The sequence below is a fragment of the Enterovibrio paralichthyis genome (assembly GCF_019209835.1).
GTDB lineage: Bacteria > Pseudomonadota > Gammaproteobacteria > Enterobacterales > Vibrionaceae > Enterovibrio > Enterovibrio paralichthyis.
In genome coordinates this window covers 160,495-183,332 of the sequence record NZ_JAHUTS010000003.1, presented here as the reverse complement: position 1 = coordinate 183,332, position 22,838 = coordinate 160,495, and the positions used below count along the sequence as shown (strand labels likewise).

General features: G+C 46.8%; 16 protein-coding genes. 1 reads left to right on the top strand and 15 read right to left on the bottom strand.

Annotated elements, in window-relative coordinates:
• Window positions 1-690 precede the first annotated feature (690 nt).
• Together KU854_RS05190 and KU854_RS05185 are read right to left on the bottom strand one after the other, a co-directional pair.
• Complete coding sequence (locus KU854_RS05190) at window positions 691-945, bottom strand: bacteriocin immunity protein (RefSeq protein ID WP_255555425.1); 255 nt, start codon at window positions 943-945, stop codon at window positions 691-693.
• Window positions 935-2,488: an S-type pyocin domain-containing protein gene (locus KU854_RS05185; RefSeq protein WP_218357393.1), complete on the bottom strand. Its 1,554-nt coding sequence runs from the start codon at window positions 2,486-2,488 to the stop codon at window positions 935-937. The genes KU854_RS05190 and KU854_RS05185 overlap by 11 nt, the downstream gene beginning before the upstream one ends.
• A 464-nt stretch (window positions 2,489-2,952) precedes the next feature.
• On the opposite strand from KU854_RS05185, the gene KU854_RS05180 reads away from it, so the two are divergent.
• Window positions 2,953-4,374, top strand: a complete 1,422-nt coding sequence (locus tag KU854_RS05180; protein WP_218357392.1) for an IS1182 family transposase — start codon at window positions 2,953-2,955, stop codon at window positions 4,372-4,374.
• Window positions 4,375-4,765: 391 nt separating this feature from the next.
• Here the strand turns inward: KU854_RS05180 and cas6f are convergent, their stop codons facing one another.
• From cas6f to KU854_RS05115, 13 genes are all read right to left on the bottom strand, one after another.
• On the bottom strand, window positions 4,766-5,368 hold the full coding sequence (cas6f, locus tag KU854_RS05175; RefSeq protein WP_218357391.1) for a type I-F CRISPR-associated endoribonuclease Cas6/Csy4: 603 nt from the start codon (window positions 5,366-5,368) through the stop codon (window positions 4,766-4,768).
• Between the two features lie 4 nt (window positions 5,369-5,372).
• Entirely contained in the window at window positions 5,373-6,410 is a 1,038-nt protein-coding gene (gene csy3 / locus KU854_RS05170; RefSeq protein ID WP_218357390.1) for a type I-F CRISPR-associated protein Csy3, read from the bottom strand.
• A gap of 2 nt (window positions 6,411-6,412) precedes the next feature.
• Window positions 6,413-8,491, bottom strand: coding sequence for a type I-F CRISPR-associated protein Csy2 (locus tag KU854_RS05165; RefSeq protein WP_218357389.1), 2,079 nt, complete (start codon window positions 8,489-8,491; stop codon window positions 6,413-6,415).
• 2 nt (window positions 8,492-8,493) lie between these two features.
• Window positions 8,494-9,711, bottom strand: a complete 1,218-nt coding sequence (locus KU854_RS05160; protein WP_218357388.1) for a TniQ family protein — start codon at window positions 9,709-9,711, stop codon at window positions 8,494-8,496.
• Window positions 9,712-9,791: 80 nt separating this feature from the next.
• Window positions 9,792-10,781, bottom strand: coding sequence for a hypothetical protein (locus KU854_RS05155; protein ID WP_218357387.1), 990 nt, complete (start codon window positions 10,779-10,781; stop codon window positions 9,792-9,794).
• A 17-nt stretch (window positions 10,782-10,798) separates the two neighbouring features.
• Window positions 10,799-12,625 (bottom strand): P-loop NTPase family protein, encoded by a 1,827-nt coding sequence (locus tag KU854_RS05150; RefSeq protein ID WP_218357386.1) that lies wholly within the window; start codon window positions 12,623-12,625, stop codon window positions 10,799-10,801.
• Window positions 12,626-12,883: 258 nt separating this feature from the next.
• On the bottom strand, window positions 12,884-13,489 hold the full coding sequence (locus tag KU854_RS05145; protein ID WP_218357385.1) for a hypothetical protein: 606 nt from the start codon (window positions 13,487-13,489) through the stop codon (window positions 12,884-12,886).
• A gap of 98 nt (window positions 13,490-13,587) precedes the next feature.
• Entirely contained in the window at window positions 13,588-15,279 is a 1,692-nt protein-coding gene (locus tag KU854_RS05140) for a restriction endonuclease subunit S (RefSeq protein WP_218357384.1), read from the bottom strand.
• Window positions 15,279-16,781: an N-6 DNA methylase gene (locus KU854_RS05135; protein WP_218357383.1), complete on the bottom strand. Its 1,503-nt coding sequence runs from the start codon at window positions 16,779-16,781 to the stop codon at window positions 15,279-15,281. The genes KU854_RS05140 and KU854_RS05135 overlap by 1 nt, the downstream gene beginning before the upstream one ends.
• Before the next feature lie 155 nt (window positions 16,782-16,936).
• Window positions 16,937-18,265: an MATE family Na+-driven efflux transporter gene (locus tag KU854_RS05130; protein WP_218357382.1), complete on the bottom strand. Its 1,329-nt coding sequence runs from the start codon at window positions 18,263-18,265 to the stop codon at window positions 16,937-16,939.
• A 77-nt stretch (window positions 18,266-18,342) separates the two neighbouring features.
• On the bottom strand, window positions 18,343-20,799 hold the full coding sequence (gene hsdR, locus KU854_RS05125) for an EcoAI/FtnUII family type I restriction enzme subunit R (RefSeq protein WP_218357381.1): 2,457 nt from the start codon (window positions 20,797-20,799) through the stop codon (window positions 18,343-18,345).
• Between the two features lie 101 nt (window positions 20,800-20,900).
• Window positions 20,901-22,265: a DEAD/DEAH box helicase gene (locus KU854_RS05120; RefSeq protein ID WP_218357380.1), complete on the bottom strand. Its 1,365-nt coding sequence runs from the start codon at window positions 22,263-22,265 to the stop codon at window positions 20,901-20,903.
• Window positions 22,259-22,792 carry a hypothetical protein gene (locus tag KU854_RS05115; RefSeq protein WP_054779082.1) on the bottom strand — a complete coding sequence of 178 codons (534 nt, stop codon included), beginning with the start codon at window positions 22,790-22,792 and terminating at the stop codon, window positions 22,259-22,261. Before KU854_RS05115 ends, KU854_RS05120 begins: the two co-directional genes overlap by 7 nt.
• Window positions 22,793-22,838: the final 46 nt, after the last annotated feature.

Here is a 22,838-nt window from a genome sequence, read left to right as displayed (position 1 = left end):
GCAATCGAATTAATTTTCTTCAATTAATTCCACCTTGCATAAAAAATAGAAAATAAAAAAGATTAATTCGGGATGAATTGGGTACTAATAGAAGATGGTTCTTAGTTGAATACCGTCCTGTTTCTGACTTGAAACACCGTTAGTAAAATAATTAAAATCTGGAATATAAAAGATATATAATCCACACTTTCTTAATGATTGGCTGAAATCCCAAGCTAAAGCTTAATGCTTTTTCTTCATTTTTTTATGAATGGGGAGAGCGGTAAGAGGAGTGCGGAAAGATACCCAGTCAGCCTTGCCTATGAGACTGTCTGGGTATGTATACAATGGTTTCGGGCTTACGCCGCGAATCAGAAGAGCTGTGGCCAGGACGATAAGGTGACATTCAACCATGTTTATAATCAATATTTTAGATACATACAGGGATCATATAATGACATTTTTAGTCACCATAAGGTGACATTTCCCAAGATGCCCGAGATTTCTTGAAAAGCAGATGTAAGTAATTTTCTTTCAATTTTTATCTGAATTTCTAGCTCAAAATGGTCGGAGACGGCACTTGGCAACAAGTGTCGTCCACCCGACAAAGGTGATTTAGGCAACCGAGAAGGATTTCTTCCTAGTTGACAGCACAGAAAAGGGCAAAAACGTGCCAGAATAAGTCGGTCTGGCACGATAGAGGTCGTTTATTTAGCTGTCTTTGAAGCAGGGTATCCCATGTTCTGAGTACCAACGCTTGAGTTCAGTGACAATAGCTTCTGGTGAGTCTTCTATGCCAACCATCGTTGGGTGGGTGAGAAGTGCACTTCCTTTAGGGTGCACTGTACTCTTGTTGAAAAAGTAAACCAGCTTATCTAAGTCGTCATCAGGAAAGTCATCATCTTCTGTGCTCAACAACAACTCCAGAAACTCCTTTTCCGTATAATCTGACAAGCTACTTTTCATTTGAATGAATCCTTATGTGGTTCTCTGGTGTGTTGATTCTCAAGTTATCAATATCATAGACAGGCCCACCATGCTGAATCTGTTCAACATGGTGGATTTCGTAACGCCCCCGATCTCCTACATGGTGTTCGGGCAAGGTATAAGGGGCATTACCTTTTTTAATTTGCTTTTTGTTTATTTTATCAAACTGTTCAAATAGATCTGGATTGTTAGCGACCTCTTTCCAGATGGCGCTTTTTAGGTCAGAAAAACGATTGAATTCTTTGCCTCTAAGGGCATCGGCAATTTTCGTTGGGATGTATTGCCCCTGTCCTGAATTAGCATCTTGCCCTAACCAGTATCCATCAGACCAGTTAACGTCTTTACCTTTTCCAGTCACTCCACCTGGCTTATTCCTCGGTGAGCTAAACACTAGGTAAAGCGGCGGTATGCCGCTGTCTGCCGGAAAGGAGACGATCAGTTCAATGTGTTCGGCTTCTGGGTTGGGGTAGACAAGGGTAGTCAACTCTTGTCCGTCATCTTCTATTGGGCGCACCAGAATGTTACTGATTTCTAACCCACTGGTATCGGGAAAAGAGGTGCCAGCGGTGAGCACCTTGTCACTGTTGTCTGGGTACCAAGTCAGCGTGATCTCTTCATCGACTTTTGCTTCGAATCTGTCTTCGACTGCTTCTGCAGTGATTCGTTTTACGGTATCGCCGTAAGGGCTACCTTCGCCGGTGTGTATGCCGATCGCCTGCGGGTTGCCGTGCTCGTCTTGATAGAGTCGGAAACGGACACGAGTGGTGGCTTCCGGCAGTTGTGCAAGCTCTTCGTCTATGTAGAGAGTGCCGTCTCCCAGTTGTGCAGGCCAAAACGCCAGGACGAGAAAGTTTGCACGTTTGGCTGCGCTTTTGGTTATTTCGCCTGCGAGTGACCAGTTCAGCGGCATACGTGATGTGGTGCCAGTGAGCTTTGTTAGGGGCAATCGCCCACTGGCGTCTAATGCCTGAGCCGGTGCCATGGCCGCCATCACACCAAAGTTAGGGGCTTTCAATGTCTCTTCGCATGCCTGTGTGTCACCATAGGGACGCGTGCAGGATTTGGCGAAGACTTTGCTGGCTTGGGCTGGCTTTGAAAAATTGTCTGAAATGACTGTTGGTTGTATCGGTTTCGGTGGCGGTTCTTTTACCACGGGCTCTGGTGAATAATTTGCCTCTGAGAACGAGACAAAATCATCGGTTTTCGTTGGTTTAGATGCACCAAAGCTAGTCTTTTTAGACAAGAACCGTTGATTTACCTCAGAGAAGGCTTGGTCAGTGATAGAAATTTGATTGCTGGTATTGGCGACTAACTTTCCATTTGATGACGTGAAAAGAGGAACCGCTGGGGTATCAGAAAGTACAACGAGTTCACCACGCGCTAGGGATGATTTGAGCGATATTCCGCTTGCGCCTGGTGGCAACATTCCTTCCAGCTCTGAATCACTAAAGCGCAAAATGTTTCCTTCAATCCGGATGGCTTCCCCGCTGGATAAGCTATCCAATCTGACAATCTTTCCCATTCCTTGGCAAATCCAACATTAAAACACCAAGGTATACAGCAAAAATCGTACCTCATATATCGCCTGGTTTTTACTTGGCTTGCCCACTATCCCAAAGAAAACAAGCAATTTTCCGCTCTATCTTGAGCAAAATCTCGCCCAAAAGGCAATAAATTGCCCGACGAGCATAGCCGGAGTATCTCGCAACCAGACAACCGACAGTATTGAGAAAATGCTTACTATATCCTCTATTTGTGTATGTATTTCGGATTAGAAATTGTAGGGATCACTGGCAAAGTGATATTCGAGAACTATGATTTTTCCAAGAAGGAATGGGGCATAAGCCGGTCATCTTGATGTCACTAAAAAGAAGCCAAAACAACAAAACCACCAAAGCGGTGGTCAGACTGCTGACAAAGCCCTAGCCATTTGGCTGGGGCTTTGATCTAATAAGGGGTAAGCAAATCAATCACGGATTGGATGACATGCTTAAAGACCCTGGCCCTCAGCAATATGAACTCGAGATGGTGACACTCGAACAGTTGGTCCCTAAAAACCATCTCGTTCGTAAAATAGATGCCGCCATCGACTTTGAATTCATCCGCGACGAAGTGGCCCATCTTTACTGCCACAACAATGGCCGTCCTGCGATAGACCCCGTTCGCCTGTTCAAAATCCTGCTTCTTGGCTTTCTATTCGGCGTCAAAAGTGAACGTCAGCTCGTCAAAGACATCGAGGTCAACGTCGCTTACCGTTGGTTCCTTCGGATGTCACTCACTGAAAAGGTGATTGATGCGTCTACTTTGAGCCAGAACCGCCGCCGTCGCTTCAACGATACCGATGTGTTCGAGCGCATCTTCATCCGCATCGTCGAGCAAGCGATGAACAAAGGCATGGTCGATGGGCGCGTCTTATTTACCGACAGCACTCACCTGAAAGCTAATGCCAACAAGCGTAAGTACACCAACGAACTGGCCAAGCAAAACGCCAATGCTTATGCCGAGCTACTGGATGAGGCGGTGGAGTCTGACCGTGCAGCAGAAGGGAAACGCCCGCTTAAGCCGAAAGAGACGCACATAGAGCGAAACACCAAAGTCAGCACCACCGACCCAGAAAGCGGGTTCATGACACGGGATCAAAAGCCACAGGGCTTCTTCTACCTTGACCACCGCACCGTCGATGGCAAACACGGCATCATCCTCGACACGCATGTCACGCCTGGCAATGTGAATGACGCCCAACCGTATATCGCCCGTCTGGATGTCACATTAGAACGCTTTAAGCTCTCGCCCATCGCCGCCGGACTTGATGCAGGTTACTTCACCGCGACTATCTGTCATGAACTGGAGCAACGCCAAATGCTGCCGGTGATGGGATACCGCCGGCCTCACCGCACCAAGAATGCCATTAAGAAAAAGCACTTTAGTTACGACAAAGAGACTGACCGCTATCTCTGCCCTATGGGACAGGAGCTGGTCTATAAAACCACCAACCGACAAGCTTATCGTGAATATCACTCAAACCCGCAGACATGCAAAACTTGTCCGCTGCGCGATGATTGCACCAGAAGCAAAAACCACAAACGGGTGATAACCCGGCATCTGTTCGAGAAATCAGTTGAGAATGCCAATGCCCTGAGGCTGACAGCGTGGGGCAAGAAAGTGTACCGACGACGGGCAGAGACAGTGGAGCGAAGCTTCGCAGATGCCAAACAACATCATGGCCATCGCTATGCGAGGTTCCGCGGCCTGCTGAAAGTACAAATCCAATGCTGGTTGGCGGCAGCAGCGCAAAACATCAAGAAGATAGCCCTGCTGGAGGCTTATCTTCGCAAAATTGGGCTCAATACACGGCAAATAACCCGGGTAGTGACGCAATTTAGTCTCTATGGGCTAAAAGCTGCTTGAACCTAAAAATATGGAAAAATAGCGCGATCGCGGCCTTCGGCCGCTAACAAAAGAAAACCCCGCTTGAAAAAGCGGGGTTAGTCAGCAATCTGACCACCAAAGCGGTGGTCTTATTGTTTCTCTGCCTTTTCGGCGGTTCAATTCATCTACTTCCATAACTTTGGATCGATTAACATTCCTAGCTGCCTATGCGGCGGTTCACGTCAATATCGGCGCAACCGAATGGCTATCTCCTTTCCTAGCTGCCTATGCGGCGGTTCACCGTTAATTATAGACCCAGACACCTCGTCTATTCGGGCGTTAGGGCGATTTTCCTTGAAAAACCCTTTTTTGAGACACCTTTGTAACCTCCTGATTTTTCTTTACTGGGATTTGCCCTCAAAGAAAAGGGTCATAACGCGATTAGCGGTACTGTTCCTCGCCAATCGACGTTGGTGGCGAGGCCATACATGTTGTAGCCACCATCGTTTGGCCTCTCCTCATCTTCAACCTGAACCTGAAGAACGAAGTCTTTTCCTGATGATTTGCTTCCCATTGGGATGCTGTGAAATGGCAAGAACGTTCTTTCTTCTTCAGAGACGGGGGTAAAGTCTCTGCCTGCCTCTATTGCGCGTTTTTCAGCGCGCCTTAACCGGCGTCTTTTTGAGTCAAGAAAGCTCTTGTCGATAGTTTGGTTTCTGACAAACCTGACCTCTGGTGCTGCTTCGGGGACCGTTTTTACCGGTGATATCTCGAACAATCCTTCTGAACGCATCAGCGTGAAGTAGGGTTGATAAGAAAGTCCCGTTAGCGCCGTTTCATCGTGGCAAACAAACCCAATTGCACTCCCGATGTTTCTGTCATTCCACTTGGGGAAGCAAATACCAACTTTGTTTGCCGCAGCTTCATTGACTGCCATGAACCCGTGCAGAGTCTTAATGCATCGCCCGGCAAGGAGAGCGCAGTCTGCTTGAGCAGGAAGAAACTTGATAGTGAAGAAATATCGATAACTCATGGTTCTACCCCTTTTTCTTTGGCTGACCGTTATTAAACAAACCACCTTTGACCACTACAGCTAACAGGTAGTGAACCTCATCAGGAATCTTGTCGGTGTCAGTTAACTTCTCCAGCCACAGGTCTGCGTCTTTAAGTAATGCGTAGAAATCCTGTTTAGTGCTCGGGTGGCGGCGGGATGTTCCGTATTCACGATGCGCACCATATTCATTGATGCGTATTACGACGTCCGCATCAGGTGCCCACCAATCATCAATGCTCTGAATGGCTGCTCCAATTTTTTGAGCATGGAAAGAGGCGGTTTGCTGCCCTTCAGGGAGAAGAGTTTTCGCTAACTGCTTGCTTGGTTTGCCCTCGACCTTTTCATCTAAGTATTCTTGGCTAGGGAAAAGTTCATCTCCCCACCCCACAGAGACCTTTGCTATTACATCCATATAGTAACTGTCTGACTTATCGCTTAGGCCTTTGCTGATATATTTGGTCAGCGTTTTCAAGGCACTTTGCGCCTCTTTGGGCCACTTTTCAGCCCAACGCAAACGATGCGCTCGATTGACAGAAAGAACGGAATCGTCGCCGCACTTCACTTCGATTTCAACGTTTCGAAAATCGCGGTTTCGCCAGAGCCATGTTCCCATTAAGAGGTTCTTGGCATACCTTTCCGCCAGCTCATTAAAGCCCCCAGACTTGCTGTATTGCTTTGAGAGCGCTTCAAGTACCTGCCGAGCTGAGTCGTTTGAACATTCATTTGGTTTCAAGGTGTTGGCTTGGACGCGCAAAGAGAATCTGCAGTAGATGTCATCTGCTCCGACGGGAACATAGCAGGCTTCAATATACTGAGGGTTGCCATACCCAAATTCTTTCGCAGAACTTAGCTTGGGGGTGTAATCGGATTTGTATCCCTTTTTGAAGTCTGAGTGTTGCCCAAGAATACGTGTTGGATCCACTTTGATGGGTAACATTCGTCCGTCTCCATCAAGTATGTAGAAGCACGCTTTTCCTGATGAAAGTGAACGCATATAAGATAAATGTTCACACCGTTCCATAGCTAGTCCTCCTTTACACTTTCAATCAGAATAGCTGCGTCGTTTTCTGTCAGTGTCCAGAAGGCAAGACGAAAGAAGTTATCCTGCTTGCTCCAACGAACCTCAATGGGGTTTAAGCGCTTCCCTAAACCAATCACATTGTCCGCATAGCAATGAAGCTCTGTCAGGCTGTTGAAACGCACTTTGGGGTTTTCCAAAAACGCATATCCGCAATGCAAAGGAAGTTGACTATGGTCAGAGCTCAGGCAATCATCCAGTTCAGGCAATGTTTGAGGGTTTTCCTTAGCAGGTATTAGCCAACAACCACTGCTCGGTAAACGGCTAACGCGGTGTAAAAGAGATGTTCTATCGGGATACGATGAAAGCCAGTCTCGAGAAATATCAAGCTCTGGAGGGAACAAGCCCCCACCTGCAAAGTTGATGGGCAGAGCGGCTTTGAGTGCCTGAATATAATCTGAAACCCGAGCCTCAGATTTCACCTTGATCACCATATCAAACTCGAGATCAGCCACATGCTCTGAGCGAAGGGTTGTTCGTTTGATGGGGGAAACTTTTCTTTTATGGAGGGGTTTCGAAAGCTCAGTAAGCTTGGCCGTGTAATGCTGAGATTCAGTTCGAAAGAAGATCGCGAAGCTTTCAAACAGGCAATCTTGGTTGGGCTCAAGTAGTTCTCTAAACCGATGCTGATAAGCATGCATAAATCCCCAAATAGCAGTCAGGGATGGCGATCCGGCGAGATAAGGTGAGCCCATCATTGAGGCATCAAACACCCGCATTCTCGAAAGGTAAATGTACTGCTCATCGTGAGTTGCTTCAGTACCATCCTGTGATTGAATAAGCCTTCTGAGTATCCACCGCAACTGTCTTTTCATTAGCGGCATCAGCTTTTGATGATAAGCATATCTCCAGCCAAACTTGCTCTCCTGCAATGTCAGTTGAAGCTGCTGGTTTAACCCAGATGCTAGTGCTTCGAGCTCAGAGATACCACCGAAAATGAACGCACTCACCAATGCATCTTCTGTCTCGAACGACTCACCACTTTCCTCGATGTGGTCTCTAAACTCGACTAACGGCATCAGCCAAACACCAATCTGACGCCGAAGAGCCCGAATTTGATATCGCCTTACCTGCATTTGCTTTTTTGGCGTAGCAAGAGGCGACTCTCCGGATAACCGACGAAGCAAGTCACCAGTCTTTTTGTTCACCATGGCAAAGTCGTCAAAGAAACGATGTGTTTTTTCCCGGCTCGACGATAACGTTCTTTTTGAATGAGGACGAACACTCAATGGATAGTTGAGTAGCCGCATGTTTCCACCCAAAGCACCTGCCAGACTCCCTATTGCAGAAGGGGTCGGCAGCAACAATCTTGCGGTGCTGAGTCTGTTTTCTGGTGAGCGAACATAACGCTCTAACGCCATTTGGAAGCCGTGATTAACAACCGGTGTGATCGTGAGTTCTTCACCTTTCCATGGGAAACGTAGTTTCTTTGAGATTGAGTGAACTGAGTCAGGAAAGAACGATTGAGATAGCGTTTCTTCCAGTGTTTTTTTGAATAAAGACGCCCTCTTTTTGGTGAGTCCAAGCTTGGCCAGTAAGGGCATCCAGGTCGGGTCGTTTTCTCTAATCAAATTGAGCAAGGAGGTCACTTCTCCCTGCCAGATAAAGCTCAATAACAGCCAAAGGCAGTGTTTATACTCTTTGCTATCATGCGCCCACCCGAACTCAATGGTAGACGCGTAATTACTCACCAAGTTTGCGTATTGGCTAGGCAGTAAACTCAGCACTTTTTGGTCTTTTACTCTGCAATCTGGATACTTGAGGTTATGGGTATGAAACCAAGAAATCTCGTTAAGTGAACGACAAATATTGTCATCATGCTTGAGGTATTGCTTTGCGGTTTCTGGGTCTAAATAGTCCTCACACTTTGCGTTCAACAAAGTGAGATTGAGCAGTATCACCGCGGTTTGCTCTTCAAAGCCATCAACGCGTATCGGCGCGGTATAAGGCATAAACGCTTTTTTGATATGCGCATTTCTCGCCTTGAGGTTTTCTTCAGATAACAGAGATTGCAGCGTTTCCATGCTTACCACTCCGGTAAAAAGACATTGAGACCATTGGTTGAAGATTGCATGTGTGTGAGCCTAAGCGTCATCAAGTCACGCAAACGGTAAATAGGCTTATAAGATTCGATTTTCTGGTGCAACTTCAGTCGGAAAGCCGTCTGAAGGTAACCATGCTCGTTCAGGCGGTTTACTTCATCTATTGTGCAGCCTAAAAGCGTTGATGCCTCTAACGTACTAACCAGCATATTGGAAGGGTTATCAGCGTGTTGACCAGCATGCTCATTAACGAGCGTTGAAAGGTAAGCAACAATGGCTTTAAGAATGGGGTTCCGGCTCACATCACGACTCGGCAGGTTACGGGCCTCTTTTACGAGGTTGCCATATACCACTGACAGTGGCGTTTTATTCCAAGGTTGAACTCGTACCGCTTCACCTTTTTGCAAAGCCTGATCCAGCTCCGTATAAAGTGGTTCAGGCCAGGCTTTGAAATAGGTAAAGCACTCGGCTAAGTCAACGTGTTCCTCGTCTCCATAGCGATGCGTATACCAAAGCAGTACCCCGTATCGCTCAGAAATACCCAGCGGGAAAGCAAGTATCCCTTCTTCGGCAATGTGCTCACCCAGTAACCATTGGCTGAGCGTCACCAAATCATCCTCTGCTTTGGTCGTTTTGGCAGTTGTAAGGTCAAAATCGCATTCGCAATAGGTTATGGACTCTGAAGATTGATAATCGAGCTGGACACAACAGGAAGGGCAATGGGTAAGTAACCGCACTTGGTGTCGGTGACATACTTGATGCGGCAGGAACTGCCAGTGCTGGCGAATATAAGGGCTTTCAGCTAAACACTCGGGGCAAACAGGCGTGTGCTCTTTTCGAAGCAGCGTAAACGGGTAATCGACACCGTCTCGGAATGCCGCTTTGTAGTTGGGGGAGAATTCGGTTTTGGAATGCATCAACGCCAGTTTAAGTAGCTCTGACTCTTCGACGCCTCTTTGCCTTCCAATGAACAATAGCCCCTGCGCCCGAAGTTTGCTGGCGACCTTTGCGTGGCAGATGTTGGCTTGATGGAGAGATAGCGGGTAGCTGCCGAAAGCATCAGGTGTACTTTCAACGAGTAGTGCCCAAATTTCTTCTGCAAAGTCAGCATACTCTAGGAAACCAAGATGATCGCTCAATCGCAGCAGATAGCTTTCAAGCGCTTCGTCTTGATAGGGGGAAGGTGTGTTTATCCAGTCCATTGAGCACTCATAAACTTAGAATTACTAAGTTTATGAGTTTGGTACAGAATGATGTGTTGTCAAATTATTGGGTAGTTCAATTAGAGCTTTTCTACTTCAATACCGTATTTTCCAACGCACTCAATCAAATTGGTGATTGTTTCTAGCTTCCACTGATTAGAAATGGCAATAACTTCGCCAGAAGTAAGCTCGATCAAGTCTTCTTCGTCAGTGTGATAGCGCTTACGCTGCTTGTCTGAGAGACTTTCAGCCAGCATAGCAATGCGGCGTCGAATATTGTTGTCGAACACCTTCAGCAGAGCCTCCAATGAAGAAGGTTGATGAGTTGCTATCCAGTCGGTCATCAGTGCAAGAGCCAAATTGCGCTTGTTATATATTTGCTCGTTGTAGCGATATTTACTGTAGTCTCTTACTACAGACAAACTACTTCTTTGCTCAGCACGCTTTTCCCTAAACCTAACTTGGTATTCTTCAACCTCAGGCACAGGAATGATCTGCTCTGCGTTAATCAACACATCGTCTTTATAACGATAAGGGGTGAGGCGGACACAGCTGATATCAATGCCCTTGTCACGGAGCCAAAGGACAGATGTTGTCAGCTCTTTGCCAAAGTCAGCAGATGCGAGCACGATTCGCACATCGTTACCGAAATCATCAAGGCTGTTTTCATCTAAATCGACGAACTCAAGAATGATTTCGCGTGCATTGATTTCCAGCCCTTCCTTATCAATGTACTGCTCGAAGTACTCACAGGCTTTATCGAACGTCATGGTAGAGATCATGGCCGCATAGCGAAGCGCTTGAAGCTCCATGTGTGCGCCGATTTCATCGCGCTTTAGCTCAATAACCACCAAGTTGGCGTTGCGGTCAATTGCCAATAAATCAATACGACGACGGCTGTCTTCCCAGTCGGAAAACTCTTCAGAGATCACCAGGCAGTCTGGGGCAATGGCGTCGATGCAACCTTTAAGGGCTTCTTGTAAATCCTGCCGCTCTTGCAGCCCTTCGGCTGCAAAAGTGGTTTGGGTTAACGCGGTTAGGTTTTTGTTTGAGATGTTGTAGAGACTCAAATTTTCACCATCCAGAGCTACTTGTTTGTTGAACCAATAAGCTTCTCAATTTCACAAACGTAACGTTCCCAATGTTCGACAAGGCCTCGGGTTACTTCAAACTCAGAGCGATTGTAGTCGTTAGACTTAAACCAAGCTTTAGTGTGGTCAGCGATGCGATCTTTATAGCCAGATCCTTTTCCCCACTCGTTGTATGCTTTGTTCCAGAAATGACTATCAGCTTTGATTTTATCTTCGTAGATTGAGCGCCCTTTGTTTAGTGCAAGTTGAGAAATATTATTGAGACGGACATCAGTCGTGTTTTTAAGCTGCTTTAACAGCGAAGCGCTTGGCTTCAACTCTTCCTGAGACAGCATATTGTTAATCAATACGGTCAACTCATCGCGTAATGGCGTAATTTTAGCCATACACTGAGCGCGTGATGCAACTGCTAGTTCCTGATAATAGTTCAGGTTGTGCCAGTTACCATCGCGGTTCACGCTGGCACGCACACTCGCAGCATAGGTTCCTTTGGAACGGATAGAGGCAATCAATGGTACAAAATACTCACTCAACGTTGGCGTGCATGCTTTCGACTTTTTTAGCCATGGCTCCAGAGTCAGTTTTACTTGGTTAATAGCAAGAGAAGCAGACTGAGATTTGATTTCATCTTCCATCTCGCAGATTGATTGCTCGATCTCTACCAAACGCTGCTCATGGGCTTTTCGTAAAGAACGCACTTTGCCAACAAGCATCTCAAAAAGTTCTTCTGGGGCATCTTGCTTGGCATCAAAAAACTCGACATCGAGACCACGCACAGCGTACTTTTGGCAAAGCTCGCTGCTCACTTGCTCCGCTTTAATGTCACGACCATCTTCTTTATCTCCTACTGCTTCGTCGTAATCCATCACATCTTCAGCTTCACCAGCTCGATCCAGGATAAGAAGAACTGACTCATCGTTCAAACGAGGCTTCAATCCGGCTTGAATAGCACTGTCGATCATTTTCGAACAAGTCTGGTCAGGCGCATCATTGAAGCGTGAGCAAAACACGCTAACAGTTTTGTCGTTGGTCAGACACTGATCCAGATCCACACGGTTGACTGTTTGATCGACACCTTTGGTATCAACAAAAGTAATTGAAAAAGAGTCTTCCGTGTGACGAAGTGAAGGAACATATAGGGTAATGCGTTTGGCCAAGCCCACGTTAGGGTGCGTAGCGCTGTTGACTAGCTTAAATGTTTCATGAAGCCACGCCATGTCAGGTTGCCCATCGACATTTTCAAATACAGTTTTGGTACGCTGAGCAAGGTTTACACGTTGGATAAACTCTTCACAAAGCATATCTACCGATGAAAGTTGATCAGCAAAAACCTTTGCATAATCAGTAGCAGTGCGTTTACCGTCCACTTTTTTTCGAACGACTTTCAGTTCAAGCATGTTGCGAAGTGCTCGTTCAACTTCGGCACTCAACTTAAAACCTTCTTGGTCGTTATCGGCATCATCTGACTTCAGATAGAGTGCAAAGTCCGAAAGATAGCTACGCACTTCCTCTTCGGTGTACGGAAGCACCTCGATCTTCGCCTCTGACGCTTTTTTGATGTGTACTTCGCAAAGCGTAGTTCGCCCCGAACCAGTGCTAAGAACAGAATTCTGCTCGTTTACCAACCCTAACAAATGACAGATAGATGTCGTTTTGCCTGCTCCTACGTTCCCGATAAGGGCAATATAATGCTCTTTGTCCGCAAGGTATGACTCGCTGAGCTTGTACATTTCTTTATGGTTTTCAAGTTGGGAGCGCAAAGGGCTTTGAATTGGCATGCATGCCAGCAAATCTTCGATGGTCTTTGAGAATTCAGTGTTCATTTTTAGGTACTTGCCGCTAAGTCGTTGGTTTAAAATAAGCGCCAGAATGCGAGGTGTCCTTTGGAAAAGGCACTTATTTTCTAAAAAATCGGGTGACAGTATTTCAGCATGTAAAACTGGACAATGATGTTGGTCAATATCTGTTTTTATGCGGATAAAATATACTCAATGGCGTAGAGAAGCTGATTTCTAGCAAGATAAACTGAAAAGAACGTAGCGATATGAGACGGTTGAATTGAAATCAACATTAACTTCAAGTTATTGATTTTTATATGAAGTGAAACCTACTATGCGAGCTTCGGTTCCTTGGTTTCTCAATCCTAGTTCATTGCAAATTATCTTGTAGATTCCAGGAGGGAAGCCACCATCAAAATTCCACACATCATAGCCATTTGTCATCTTTGCGATGCCTGAGATAGTCGGATATCTATTTCCCAGTTTATTGACTACGATGTGGTTCGAAAGCTCTTTGCTGGTACGAAAATGATAGGGTCGCATTTCCTTCAAAAGCAGTTCCATTTCTCTGGCTTCTTCATCGCTGAGTCGATACTTGGATTGCAAAGGGAGGTTCTCAAACTCACTCATTTTTTCAGCGACAATGGCGGCCAACGATGATTTATGTGTGACCGGTTTTGAGAGGTTCCGTTCTTCACAATTTGTCTGTTTGGTAACAGATAACCGGCCATCCGCATACAATTTTTGCAGAAAGGTGAGTTGTGCTTCTAGTGTGTTTGTAGATGTTGAGTGGGTGAATAAGTAAGTGCCTTTAGGTGTCTTTTTTACTCGGTCATACGTCAGGTTGCGGATAATAAGCGTTGTGTTAGTGCTTTCCATAGAATCGAGAATAGTTTTGAGTGACTGCATTTAAATCACTAATTCCAAAGTTGTTATTTTTCAATGATGATTGGGTTTCTCAAAAACGGCAGCCTTGTGGCTGCCGTTTTGGTGATGCGAAGGAGATACTACAATGCCTGCTCAACAATCGCATCAGTCAGCAGAAGTTGGGTTTGTTGGCTGTCACGAAGGCATTGCTGAAGCTCGTTGCAAATAGATAATAACGTCTCTACCTTCTCAACAATCAATTGTTGTTCTGCTAACGGCGGTAAAGCGAGTGGCATTTTCCTGAAGTCACCTACATTTACACCAGGTAACGCAACACCCTTTGTTTCCCCTTTCATAAAGCTTTGACCAATAGGCGAATCAATGATTAGTCGAACAAACTCTCTATTGAGAAATGGAGATATAGAAAAGCGAAGAACGTGCTGAGTGATGTTCCCTCCCACCAATTCGGGAGGAACAAATGCTGTTTTGCCTAAAGTTGCTCCATCTTTTGCAATTAGCAAGTCTCCTTCAACTAGTGTGGTCTTATCGAACTTACTCGCTCTTTCAGGGCAACAGTAAACAATATTCCTAAGCTCAAGACTTCCATTAACCATGTCTTTTATACGTGCAGTTGGTACACCCTTATCTTTCCAAACTGGTTTCAAAATTCCATAGGTAATTGTTGTTTCAGGCCTTGCTGCGTCTGCACATTGAATCCACTCCCACCCTTTTGGCAGTTCAAACGGCTTTTCATCCTCAGCTATCGGCGGCAGGGCTTTTTGCTTTTTGATTTTCTTCTCTTTCACCAACTGCGCTTTTTCTTCCGCGATGCGCTCTAGCAGTTTTGTTGCTGGTTCATCATTCGGGTCTTGCGGTACCAGCTTACCCATGACCGCCAGTTGCAGGATGGTTTGTTTTAGCTGATCGATGCTTTGTTCTGTGGTGAACAGGGTGTAGAAGTGTTCGCTGATGCGTGCCCAGTTTGCCATCAGTTCGGTGGCGTTTTGGCTGTTGGTGAGCGTTGCTAGCAGGGTTTCTACCAATACCTGATGGGCATCAAGGCTGGCTTCGGTTTGCTGCTCCAGTTGGTCGCACAGCGCCATTAGCTCGTCGACTTTAGCGACGATGCGGTGTTGTTCTGGTAATGGTGGAACAGCAATCAAAAAAGGTTCAAGGTTGGCCGCAGTAACCTGAGGCTGCGCGCTACCAGTAACGATTTTTTCCTTGTCAGCAATCGTTAGTGAGTAATAGAAATAACGTAATACCAAGTGCTTCCATGTTGACTGCATGACCAATGAGTTGCTTGTTACGAAGCAAAATTTAGGCGAAATATTTGGCTTGCCGCTATATGCGCCTCGGCATGACACGAGTAACTGAGCCTCTTCATAAAGGTAAGACGTGTATTTTCCTATGATCCCGTTTGCACCAAATACGTCATAACCTTCTTCTGTGAGCTTGGAGTTCGGCATCCCTTTGCCATATACAATATCAAAAAGCATTCCGAGCCTTGCCCACTCCCAGCCCTGCGACAACGAAAACGGCTTTTCCTCGTCACGGATGGGCGGCAGCGACTTCTGTCTTTTTATTTTCTTCTGTTTGACCAACTCAGCCATCTCAGCTGTAATCCGCTCAAGCAACACAGAAGCAGGTTCATCTGTAGGATCTTGCGGCACCAACTTACCGCGCACCGCCAATTCCAAAATCAGCTCACGCAGTTTTTTGATGCCATAAAGCTCGCGCTTTTTGCTGCTGCCGCGACCAGAGGCTGATTTGGACTGTACTGCCGACGTCCAAATGTCGATATGGTCAGTGATCAGTTTTTCCGCAGACATTACTTCACCTCATCCGCAGCTTGCGATGATGCTGTTTGCGACGAAGAGAGGGCGTTCCCCAGAATGTCTTTCAATTGGTTACGTAGCTCGGTGATTTCTTGCTGTTGCGTCTGGTAGCTTTGCAGCAGTTCATCTGGGTCATGGCTGACCACTTCGCCTTGATATGGGTTTTTAATATCTAGGTTGAAGTTGCGGGCGATGATCTCATCAATCGAGACTTTCCACGCGTGGTTGTTCTCTACGCGGCTGGCAAAACCGTCTTCTTCGTTGCCCCACCAGTCGATTTCAGACTGAAACTCTTCAAACTTCATCGGCTTGGTTTTGCTGTAGTTCTTCACGCCCTCTGGGTATGGGTGCTCGTAGAACCATACTTCTTTGGTTGGTTTGCCTTTGGTGAAGAACAGAATGTTGGTCTTAATGCCCGTGTAAGGGTTAAACACGCCGTTTGGCAGGCGCACAATGGTGTGCAGGTTACATTCTTCGGTAAGCAGCTTTTTGATTTTGGTTTTTACACCTTCACCAAACAAAGTGCCATCTGGCAACACCACACCCGCACGACCATTTGCAGGGTCCAACACCTCAATAATCAATTGCAGGAACAAATCCGCCGTTTCACGAGTTTGCATTTCGGCTGGGAAGTTCTTTTCAATCCCGTCTTCTTCCGTGCCGCCAAACGGTGGGTTGGTCGCAATCACGTTAATGTTGCTGTCCCAGTTAGAAAGCGGTTTGTTCAGCGTGTTGTCGTGTTTGATTTGCGATGGCACTTCAATGCCATGCAGCATCATGTTGGTGATACACAGCAGGTGCGGCAGCTGTTTCTTCTCAACGCCATGGAATTGCTTCTGGAACGTCGCGTATTGCTCGCTGGTTTCAGGCTTGTCGTGTTCCTGAATGTGGTTGATGGAGCAGGTTAAGAAGCCGCCCGTACCACATGATGGGTCAAATACGTTCTCGCCCAGTTTTGGGTCAAGACGGTCAACGATAAAACGGGTCACCGCACGTGGGGTATAGAATTCACCTGCATTACCGGCGCTTTGTAGGTCACGCAAGATTTGCTCGTAGATATCACCAAACAGGTGGCGTTCCTGCGTGTCAGTAAAGTCGATTTCATTGAGCTTGTTGATCACCTGACGCAGCAAGGTGCCATTTTTCATGTAGTTGTAGGCATCGCTGAACGCTTCTTTCACCACATAGCCACGTGGGTTAGTGTCCACTGGCGCTGGCATGTTTTTCAGGTTGTGGAATAGGTCGTCGTTAACAAACTCCAGCAGTTTGTCACCGGTAATGCCTTGTGCATCTGCCGCCCAGTTGCGCCACAGGTATTTTTCATTGATTGGCGCTTTGTAATCATCCAACTCCAGCTCTAATTCTTCTTCCTGCGCATCGAAGACTTTGAGGAACAACAACCAGGAAAGTTGCCCAAGGCGCTGTGCATCGCCGTCGACACCGGCATCTTTACGCATGATGTCTTGAATGGATTTGATTACGGAGCTGATAGACATGATTTAACTGCTTTTGAAATGCGAAAAATTGCGGGAATTATAGCGGATTTGCTGCCGTTTATTGAGCAGAAGTTTACGTTGATGAGCGTTGAGTGGGGAGAATGTAGACAGCCCACCATGAAACTGGGCTGTCTGGTTTTATCGGCTTGAATGTATTAACTAAACGCGGATTCGGTGGTGGTGTTTTCACTGCACTGTTTGGTTCTCAACCAGCGGTATAAACCCTGTGTGATGATGGCATCAAACGTCATCCCTAAGCCAAACATTACGGCAATGCTTTCCAGCGTCGGTTCAAACCAACCCAATTGATAGGCCATAAAAGCAGAACCATAGAAAAGTGTATTTACGGCCAAAGACTGATAAAGCATTAAGTCAGTGCGTCCAATACCGTAGAAGTAACTGTCAATGACGTTGTTGAACGCAAATACCACATAAAAACCCAGCACCAAAAGAACCAAATCAGTCACTTGCTGATGGTCACTGACACCCATAATGTGTGCGATGAAATCATCCCAGATTGGTATGGATAGCAGCCAGCACATGGCAATTAGGCTCGTGATTTTGAAATACGCATTGACCTTTTCGACTGAAAGGCCATTTGAGCAGGCGGCATCACGCTTAATTAACTGTCCCAATGCCATGACAGGGAGCAGCAGCCATCCCCAGATAAATTGGTTGGATACCCAAAAGACACCCGCTTGCTGAACCTGATTGACCAACTGCAAGATCATCACGATAAATGCCGTATTACGAACGAATGACTCCAATCCGGATTTTGCACCTATCTTTGCCCATTCTTTGAACCATGATAGTGAATGGAATGCTAATTTCGGATTGAACAACCCTTCTCTGTGAAACCAGCAAAGTACAGCGACGAACAAAAGACTGTTTACGATGATGTTGGTGTAAGCGACACCGTTCACGCCTAACTGAAGTGAAAAGGACAGCTGGCTGACGAATAAGCTGTCAAAGCTGACTATCAGCAGAGATTTCAAAGCGATAAATGCATACAACTTTCTCTGTTCATCGCGCAAAACGAGAACCAGAAGGCAAAGCTCCACCACGCTTGAGATGAGAATGGCGATAGACTCAAGGCGAATGTAACTCGTCGTTTTGTCCACCAGTTCAGCACTTTGCTGCATCGCTTGAGTCAGTTCAGGCGCAAGCAAGATCACACTGAATGTTATGGCAGCGTACACAGTGATAATAGCTGCCATCGCACCATTCAAACGCCCCGTAAATGCGACCTTGTCGGTTGTGATTACCTGGCCAAGAACGTAAGCAAGAGGGATGAGCATAGCTTCATTGATAACTTCATAGCCGACATTTAACCAGGCCACCTGAGCAGCGATGCTAAAGGCCCATGTGTCAGGAATACTGCCAAGAAAGTAAACTCGGGACGTGGAGTAAATCGCGGGTATAAGTCCAGAAAGTATGAGAATGAACAGCAGGTTGTAGTTGACCGCTTTCGGGAGAGGAAACATCAAATCTCCATATTGAGTTGCTCTGTGATGAAAAAGGGCTGCTTGTCGCCAAGCAGCCCAAAAGAAAAACTGGGAGGTTATGCCGTCTGGTAAATTTCTGATTCCAGTTCGTTGACGGCTTTCAGGTAGGCTTCTTTGTCTCCGAAACCTTTTTTTATGATCTCGAGCGGACGGCCAATTTCATTGAACGGCGCAACTTTCAGTACCGTCATGTTTTCAATTTCAGTGACGCCCGCATCGGCATATTTCTCAAGAAGATTGCTCAAAACTTCCTGCGCGACATCACCATATTTGGTGAAGTAGTTACGCTTCTTCACATTGTCAGCACGCTCCTTGCGGGTTAGAGGTGGTTGGTCATACACCACATGGCAGATCATATCGAAGGGGTCCATGTCTTTGCCCACTTCCTGTTCCAGCGCTTCCCAGATAATCCCGATCTCCGCAAGCTCATCAATAATGGCCTGTTTGCGGTCAGCATCGTTCCACTTGCGTGTGAAGTCATCCATAGAGGTAAACTGCGTCGCCATGGCTTTGCGGGTGTAGTCTTTGAACGATTCGGTCACCAGTTTGCCGTCGCTGTCGTAGTACTGCACTCGCTCGGCAATCTTTTTCACTTCGACGCCAGAAACATGGAATTTTCGAACCTCTTCCTGAATAGGCTCATCTGGGCCAGAGCCAAACGTATCGTCGCCTGAAGTTGTGTAAGGTGGTGTTGGCTCTAGAATCGTATCTGGGTCGATGTCATCACCAAACGGTGATTCTCCATCAATAGCCGCTTCGCCGTTTTCGTCTTCAGGCATACCATCGACAATATCATCAAGGTCATCTGGATTTTCAAAATCTTCCGGCTTGGTGACTTTTACCCGCTCTGGGGTACCATCAAAACGTTCGTCCGCGAAAAGCTCGGTGGCCTTTTTAAAGTCGAGGATAGAGAACCAGAGTTTGCCGAACTTGTCATCGATACGGGTGCCGCGACCGATGATCTGCTTGAACTTGGTCATGGATTTGATGGTGGAATCCAGCACTACCAATTTGCAGGTTTTGGCATCTACGCCCGTGGTCATCAGTTCTGAAGTGGTTGCGATAACCGGATAAGCTTTCTTAGGGTTGATGAAGTTGTCCAGCTGCGCTTTGCCAATTTCATCATCGCCGGTGATTTTCATCACGTATTTTTCGTTCTTCGCCATTTGCTCTGGGTTGCAGTTGGCAAGGGCTCGGCGCATACGTTCTGCGTGGTCGATGTCGTTACAGAACACAATGGTTTTCGCCATCGAGTCTGTGCGTTTCAGGTAGTTGGTAATGGTTTGGGCAACAAGCTCGGTGCGCTCATCAATCACCATGGTTCGGTCAAAGTCGCTCTGGTTGTAAATGCGATCTGTGATGACTTCGCCATGTTTGTCTACCTGGCCTTTGGTTGGTCGCCAGCCTTGAAGATCAACGTCGATATCCACGCGCACGACTTTGTAAGGTGCAAGGAATCCATCTTCAATACCTTGCTTGAGCGAGTAGGTGTAAACGGGCTCACCGAAGTATTCGATGTTGGAGACTTCATCTGTTTCTTTTGGCGTTGCGGTTAATCCCACCTGGGTCGCTGAGCTGAAGTACTCCAGTATTTCGCGCCATGCGCTGTCTTCAGATGCGCTGCCTCGGTGGCATTCGTCCACTACGATCAAGTCGAAGAAATCCGGACGGACGTTTTTGAAGATTTTCTTTTCTTCTTCCTGCCCCGTCATGGCCTGATAAAGACCTAAGTGGATTTCAAAAGCGGGGTCGATGGTGCGATTGCCAATTTTGGTCATCGCCGTGCCAAAAGGCTGGAAGTCGTTGTTTTTGGTTTGGTCGACAAGGATATTGCGATCTGCTAAGAACAGGATGCGCTTCTTGGCACCTGATTTCCACAACCGCCAGATGATTTGAAAAGCGGTGTAGGTTTTACCTGTGCCTGTCGCCATCACAAGCAGCACACGATCTTGCCCTTTGGAGACCGCTTCAATGGTTTTGTTAATGGCGTTGAGCTGGTAGTAACGCGGTGATTTACCACTACCATCATCGTAGTAATCTTGGGTGATCAGCGGCAGTTGGTCGTCGCTATATCCTTTCCACTGACAATACTTCTCCCACAGCATGGCTGGGGATGGGAAATCCTCAAGGTGGATTTCAGTCTCGATCTGAGTCGGGTTTGTTTTATCGTGGAAGACATAACCATCGCCATTGGTGGCAAACACAAATGGCACATCAAGCAAGGAGGCATAATCCAACCCTTGTTGCATCCCTTTGCCCACTTCGTGCTTATTGGCTTTGGCCTCTACCACCGCCAGCGGCATGCTGGGTTTGTGGTAAAGCACGATGTCTGCCGATTTCACTTTTTTACGTGCCGCAATTTGTCCACGTACGACGACTTTACCGTCTCGGAGTTTAACCTCCTGACGGATTTGAGTCATGCGATCCCAACCGGCATCTTCAATGCTGGGAAGAACGAATTTGCTGATGATATCGGCTTCAGTGAGCTTAGATTTGTTGATGGTGGAGGTCATAGTGCCAACTGTACAACTAACTGGATGTTGGCATTATAACTGAGTTTATATTGCTGGGGAGATGCATGTTCCTCATTGTATTGACTAACTCACTAATACCTTTAGATAAAGTGTGAGAGAACCCGCTGTTTGAAGTTACCTAAAACCAGCAACTCCCGAGACTGGTAGCCGTGCCAGCCAATATCATCTGCATGTACCTCATCAAATACGACTTCACTGTAATGAGTCGTCTCACTGTGGTTTCGCGTATCTGTAGCCTCAAGCCTTGGAAGAGGCTGAGTCTCGTCAATGCTTCGTTTAGGAGTATCAATGACCAGAGTGCTCTCTGGCACGTCGAGGGTTAACTGCTCAGCGAAACTCACCAAGTTGGGCTCTGCAAGGGTGTAGAGCCAAGCATCTGCATCCAGCTGTTCCCGCTTGCGCAGAATTCTCCCGAGTACCTGTCGGAAATGCAGTTCTGTTTTGACACGACTTAGATGGCAACAAACCTGAAGTCTTGGGATATCCGTCCCTTCACTGATCATGCCGACGCTGACTATCCATGGTTGTTTGGCCGTTTTGAATGATTCAATTATCCCGTTTGCGTTGTCATGTCTATAGGTGACAACCACGGACGCTTGCTGAAAATTCGCTCTGAGCATCGACGCAATTTGTTCGGCGTGCTGAACGGTTGATGCTACAACCAGCCCTGCAGCATCTGGGACGCTGAGCCGAACGTCATTGAGCTTTTGGCAAGCCAATTTAAGCACGTGCAAGAGAACGCTCTCACTATTCAGCAGAGAACCATAGGGCTCACCAGAACCTGAGAGATATTCAGAGACGGATGGATAGGTATCCCTTGAGCCATCATAGTTTGAAGCGACCAGCTCTTCGTTATCAACCAGCACCACATTAGGCCTTCGACAAACCTGATCGGCGACAGCCTCGGCAAGGCCATAGCTATAGTCACAGTGAATATTGCCTTCCACCGAATAGGCCGCGAAAGCAATCTGCGTCGCGTTAGATCGCCAAGGTGTCCCTGTTAGGGCTAGTGTGAATGCTGCCAGTGCCTGGATTCTAGATATAAGTAACTGCCCCCAAGCATTGGGCTTTTCTCCTCCGGCGCAATGATGGATTTCATCGAACACGACGAGGAGCCGAATTGTCTGTAGCGACGCCCAAAATTCGTCACTGAGGCTTGATAGACTCTGGTAAGTCAGAGATATACCTTTGTCGCCCATTCCTCCTTTAAAGGGGCATTTCAATCTGCGCGAAAACGTCCTTTTAATACCGCCTGCAATCGTAATTGAAGGGGAAAAGCAAAGCACACCGTCAATCATCCCTTTGTCAAAAAGGGTAGCGGCTAATTCGGCCGCCATGATGGTTTTCCCAGCCCCAGGGGTAGCAAGGCAAAGAAAATGGGGCTGACCCTGAATGTAGTGTTCGATTGCCAAATCTACGCATTCGCTTTGCCATTTCCTCAGCATTGCAATGACTCCAACTTACTCAGGGCGTTAATTCTTCCCAGTAACTCTGCAGAGTACTCTTTAGATTTGTCATATAGCGGCTGGATAAGCGCTGATTGCTTGGGAAAGTGAGCGAGTACACGCTTATATTCTTCCACTTCGCCTAGTACAATCCGGAGCTCAGCTTCCGATTGAGCCTTCTCTCGGGAGATGTGGCTAAGAAATGGCTGTTCATTGCTTTCCCGCCTGTGCTTTTTTAATGACGGAAGTACTGTGCGTTTTGCCGGAATAAACGCCACACTGCCAAATCTGTCCGATTTGAAGTAGCAGGGTTCATTGTCTGCTTCTCCGCTTCGTTTTTCCAGATAACCCCGATCAACCAGTTTATAAATCTGGCGATAAAGCATTTTGCGAAGTTCGTGCTTGTCAAGTTGACCTGCGGTTTCTTCCAGCAGGCTATTCCTTATTTCCAACACCGAGAAGCCATCCATTTCTTTCTCTATCAATGCTTTATACAGCCATTGGTTAAGGGGAACTTTTCGGTTCATTTCACTTTTTTCTTTCACCAAAAACTTAGGATTGCTAAGTATACAG

What these genes read in the sequence shown, in the direction of transcription:
- KU854_RS05190 (WP_255555425.1), bottom strand. Translation starts at nt 945, where the DNA reads ATGAAAAGTAGCTTGTCAGATTATACGGAAAAGGAGTTTCTGGAGTTG.
- KU854_RS05185 (WP_218357393.1), bottom strand. Translation starts at nt 2,488, where the DNA reads ATGGGAAAGATTGTCAGATTGGATAGCTTATCCAGCGGGGAAGCCATC.
- KU854_RS05180 (WP_218357392.1), top strand. Translation starts at nt 2,953, where the DNA reads ATGCTTAAAGACCCTGGCCCTCAGCAATATGAACTCGAGATGGTGACA.
- cas6f (WP_218357391.1), bottom strand. Translation starts at nt 5,368, where the DNA reads ATGAGTTATCGATATTTCTTCACTATCAAGTTTCTTCCTGCTCAAGCA.
- csy3 (WP_218357390.1), bottom strand. Translation starts at nt 6,410, where the DNA reads ATGGAACGGTGTGAACATTTATCTTATATGCGTTCACTTTCATCAGGA.
- KU854_RS05165 (WP_218357389.1), bottom strand. Translation starts at nt 8,491, where the DNA reads ATGGAAACGCTGCAATCTCTGTTATCTGAAGAAAACCTCAAGGCGAGA.
- KU854_RS05160 (WP_218357388.1), bottom strand. Translation starts at nt 9,711, where the DNA reads ATGGACTGGATAAACACACCTTCCCCCTATCAAGACGAAGCGCTTGAA.
- KU854_RS05150 (WP_218357386.1), bottom strand. Translation starts at nt 12,625, where the DNA reads ATGAACACTGAATTCTCAAAGACCATCGAAGATTTGCTGGCATGCATG.
- KU854_RS05145 (WP_218357385.1), bottom strand. Translation starts at nt 13,489, where the DNA reads ATGCAGTCACTCAAAACTATTCTCGATTCTATGGAAAGCACTAACACA.
- KU854_RS05140 (WP_218357384.1), bottom strand. Translation starts at nt 15,279, where the DNA reads ATGTCTGCGGAAAAACTGATCACTGACCATATCGACATTTGGACGTCG.
- KU854_RS05135 (WP_218357383.1), bottom strand. Translation starts at nt 16,781, where the DNA reads ATGTCTATCAGCTCCGTAATCAAATCCATTCAAGACATCATGCGTAAA.
- KU854_RS05130 (WP_218357382.1), bottom strand. Translation starts at nt 18,265, where the DNA reads ATGTTTCCTCTCCCGAAAGCGGTCAACTACAACCTGCTGTTCATTCTC.
- hsdR (WP_218357381.1), bottom strand. Translation starts at nt 20,799, where the DNA reads ATGACCTCCACCATCAACAAATCTAAGCTCACTGAAGCCGATATCATC.
- KU854_RS05120 (WP_218357380.1), bottom strand. Translation starts at nt 22,265, where the DNA reads ATGCTGAGGAAATGGCAAAGCGAATGCGTAGATTTGGCAATCGAACAC.
- KU854_RS05115 (WP_054779082.1), bottom strand. Translation starts at nt 22,792, where the DNA reads ATGAACCGAAAAGTTCCCCTTAACCAATGGCTGTATAAAGCATTGATA.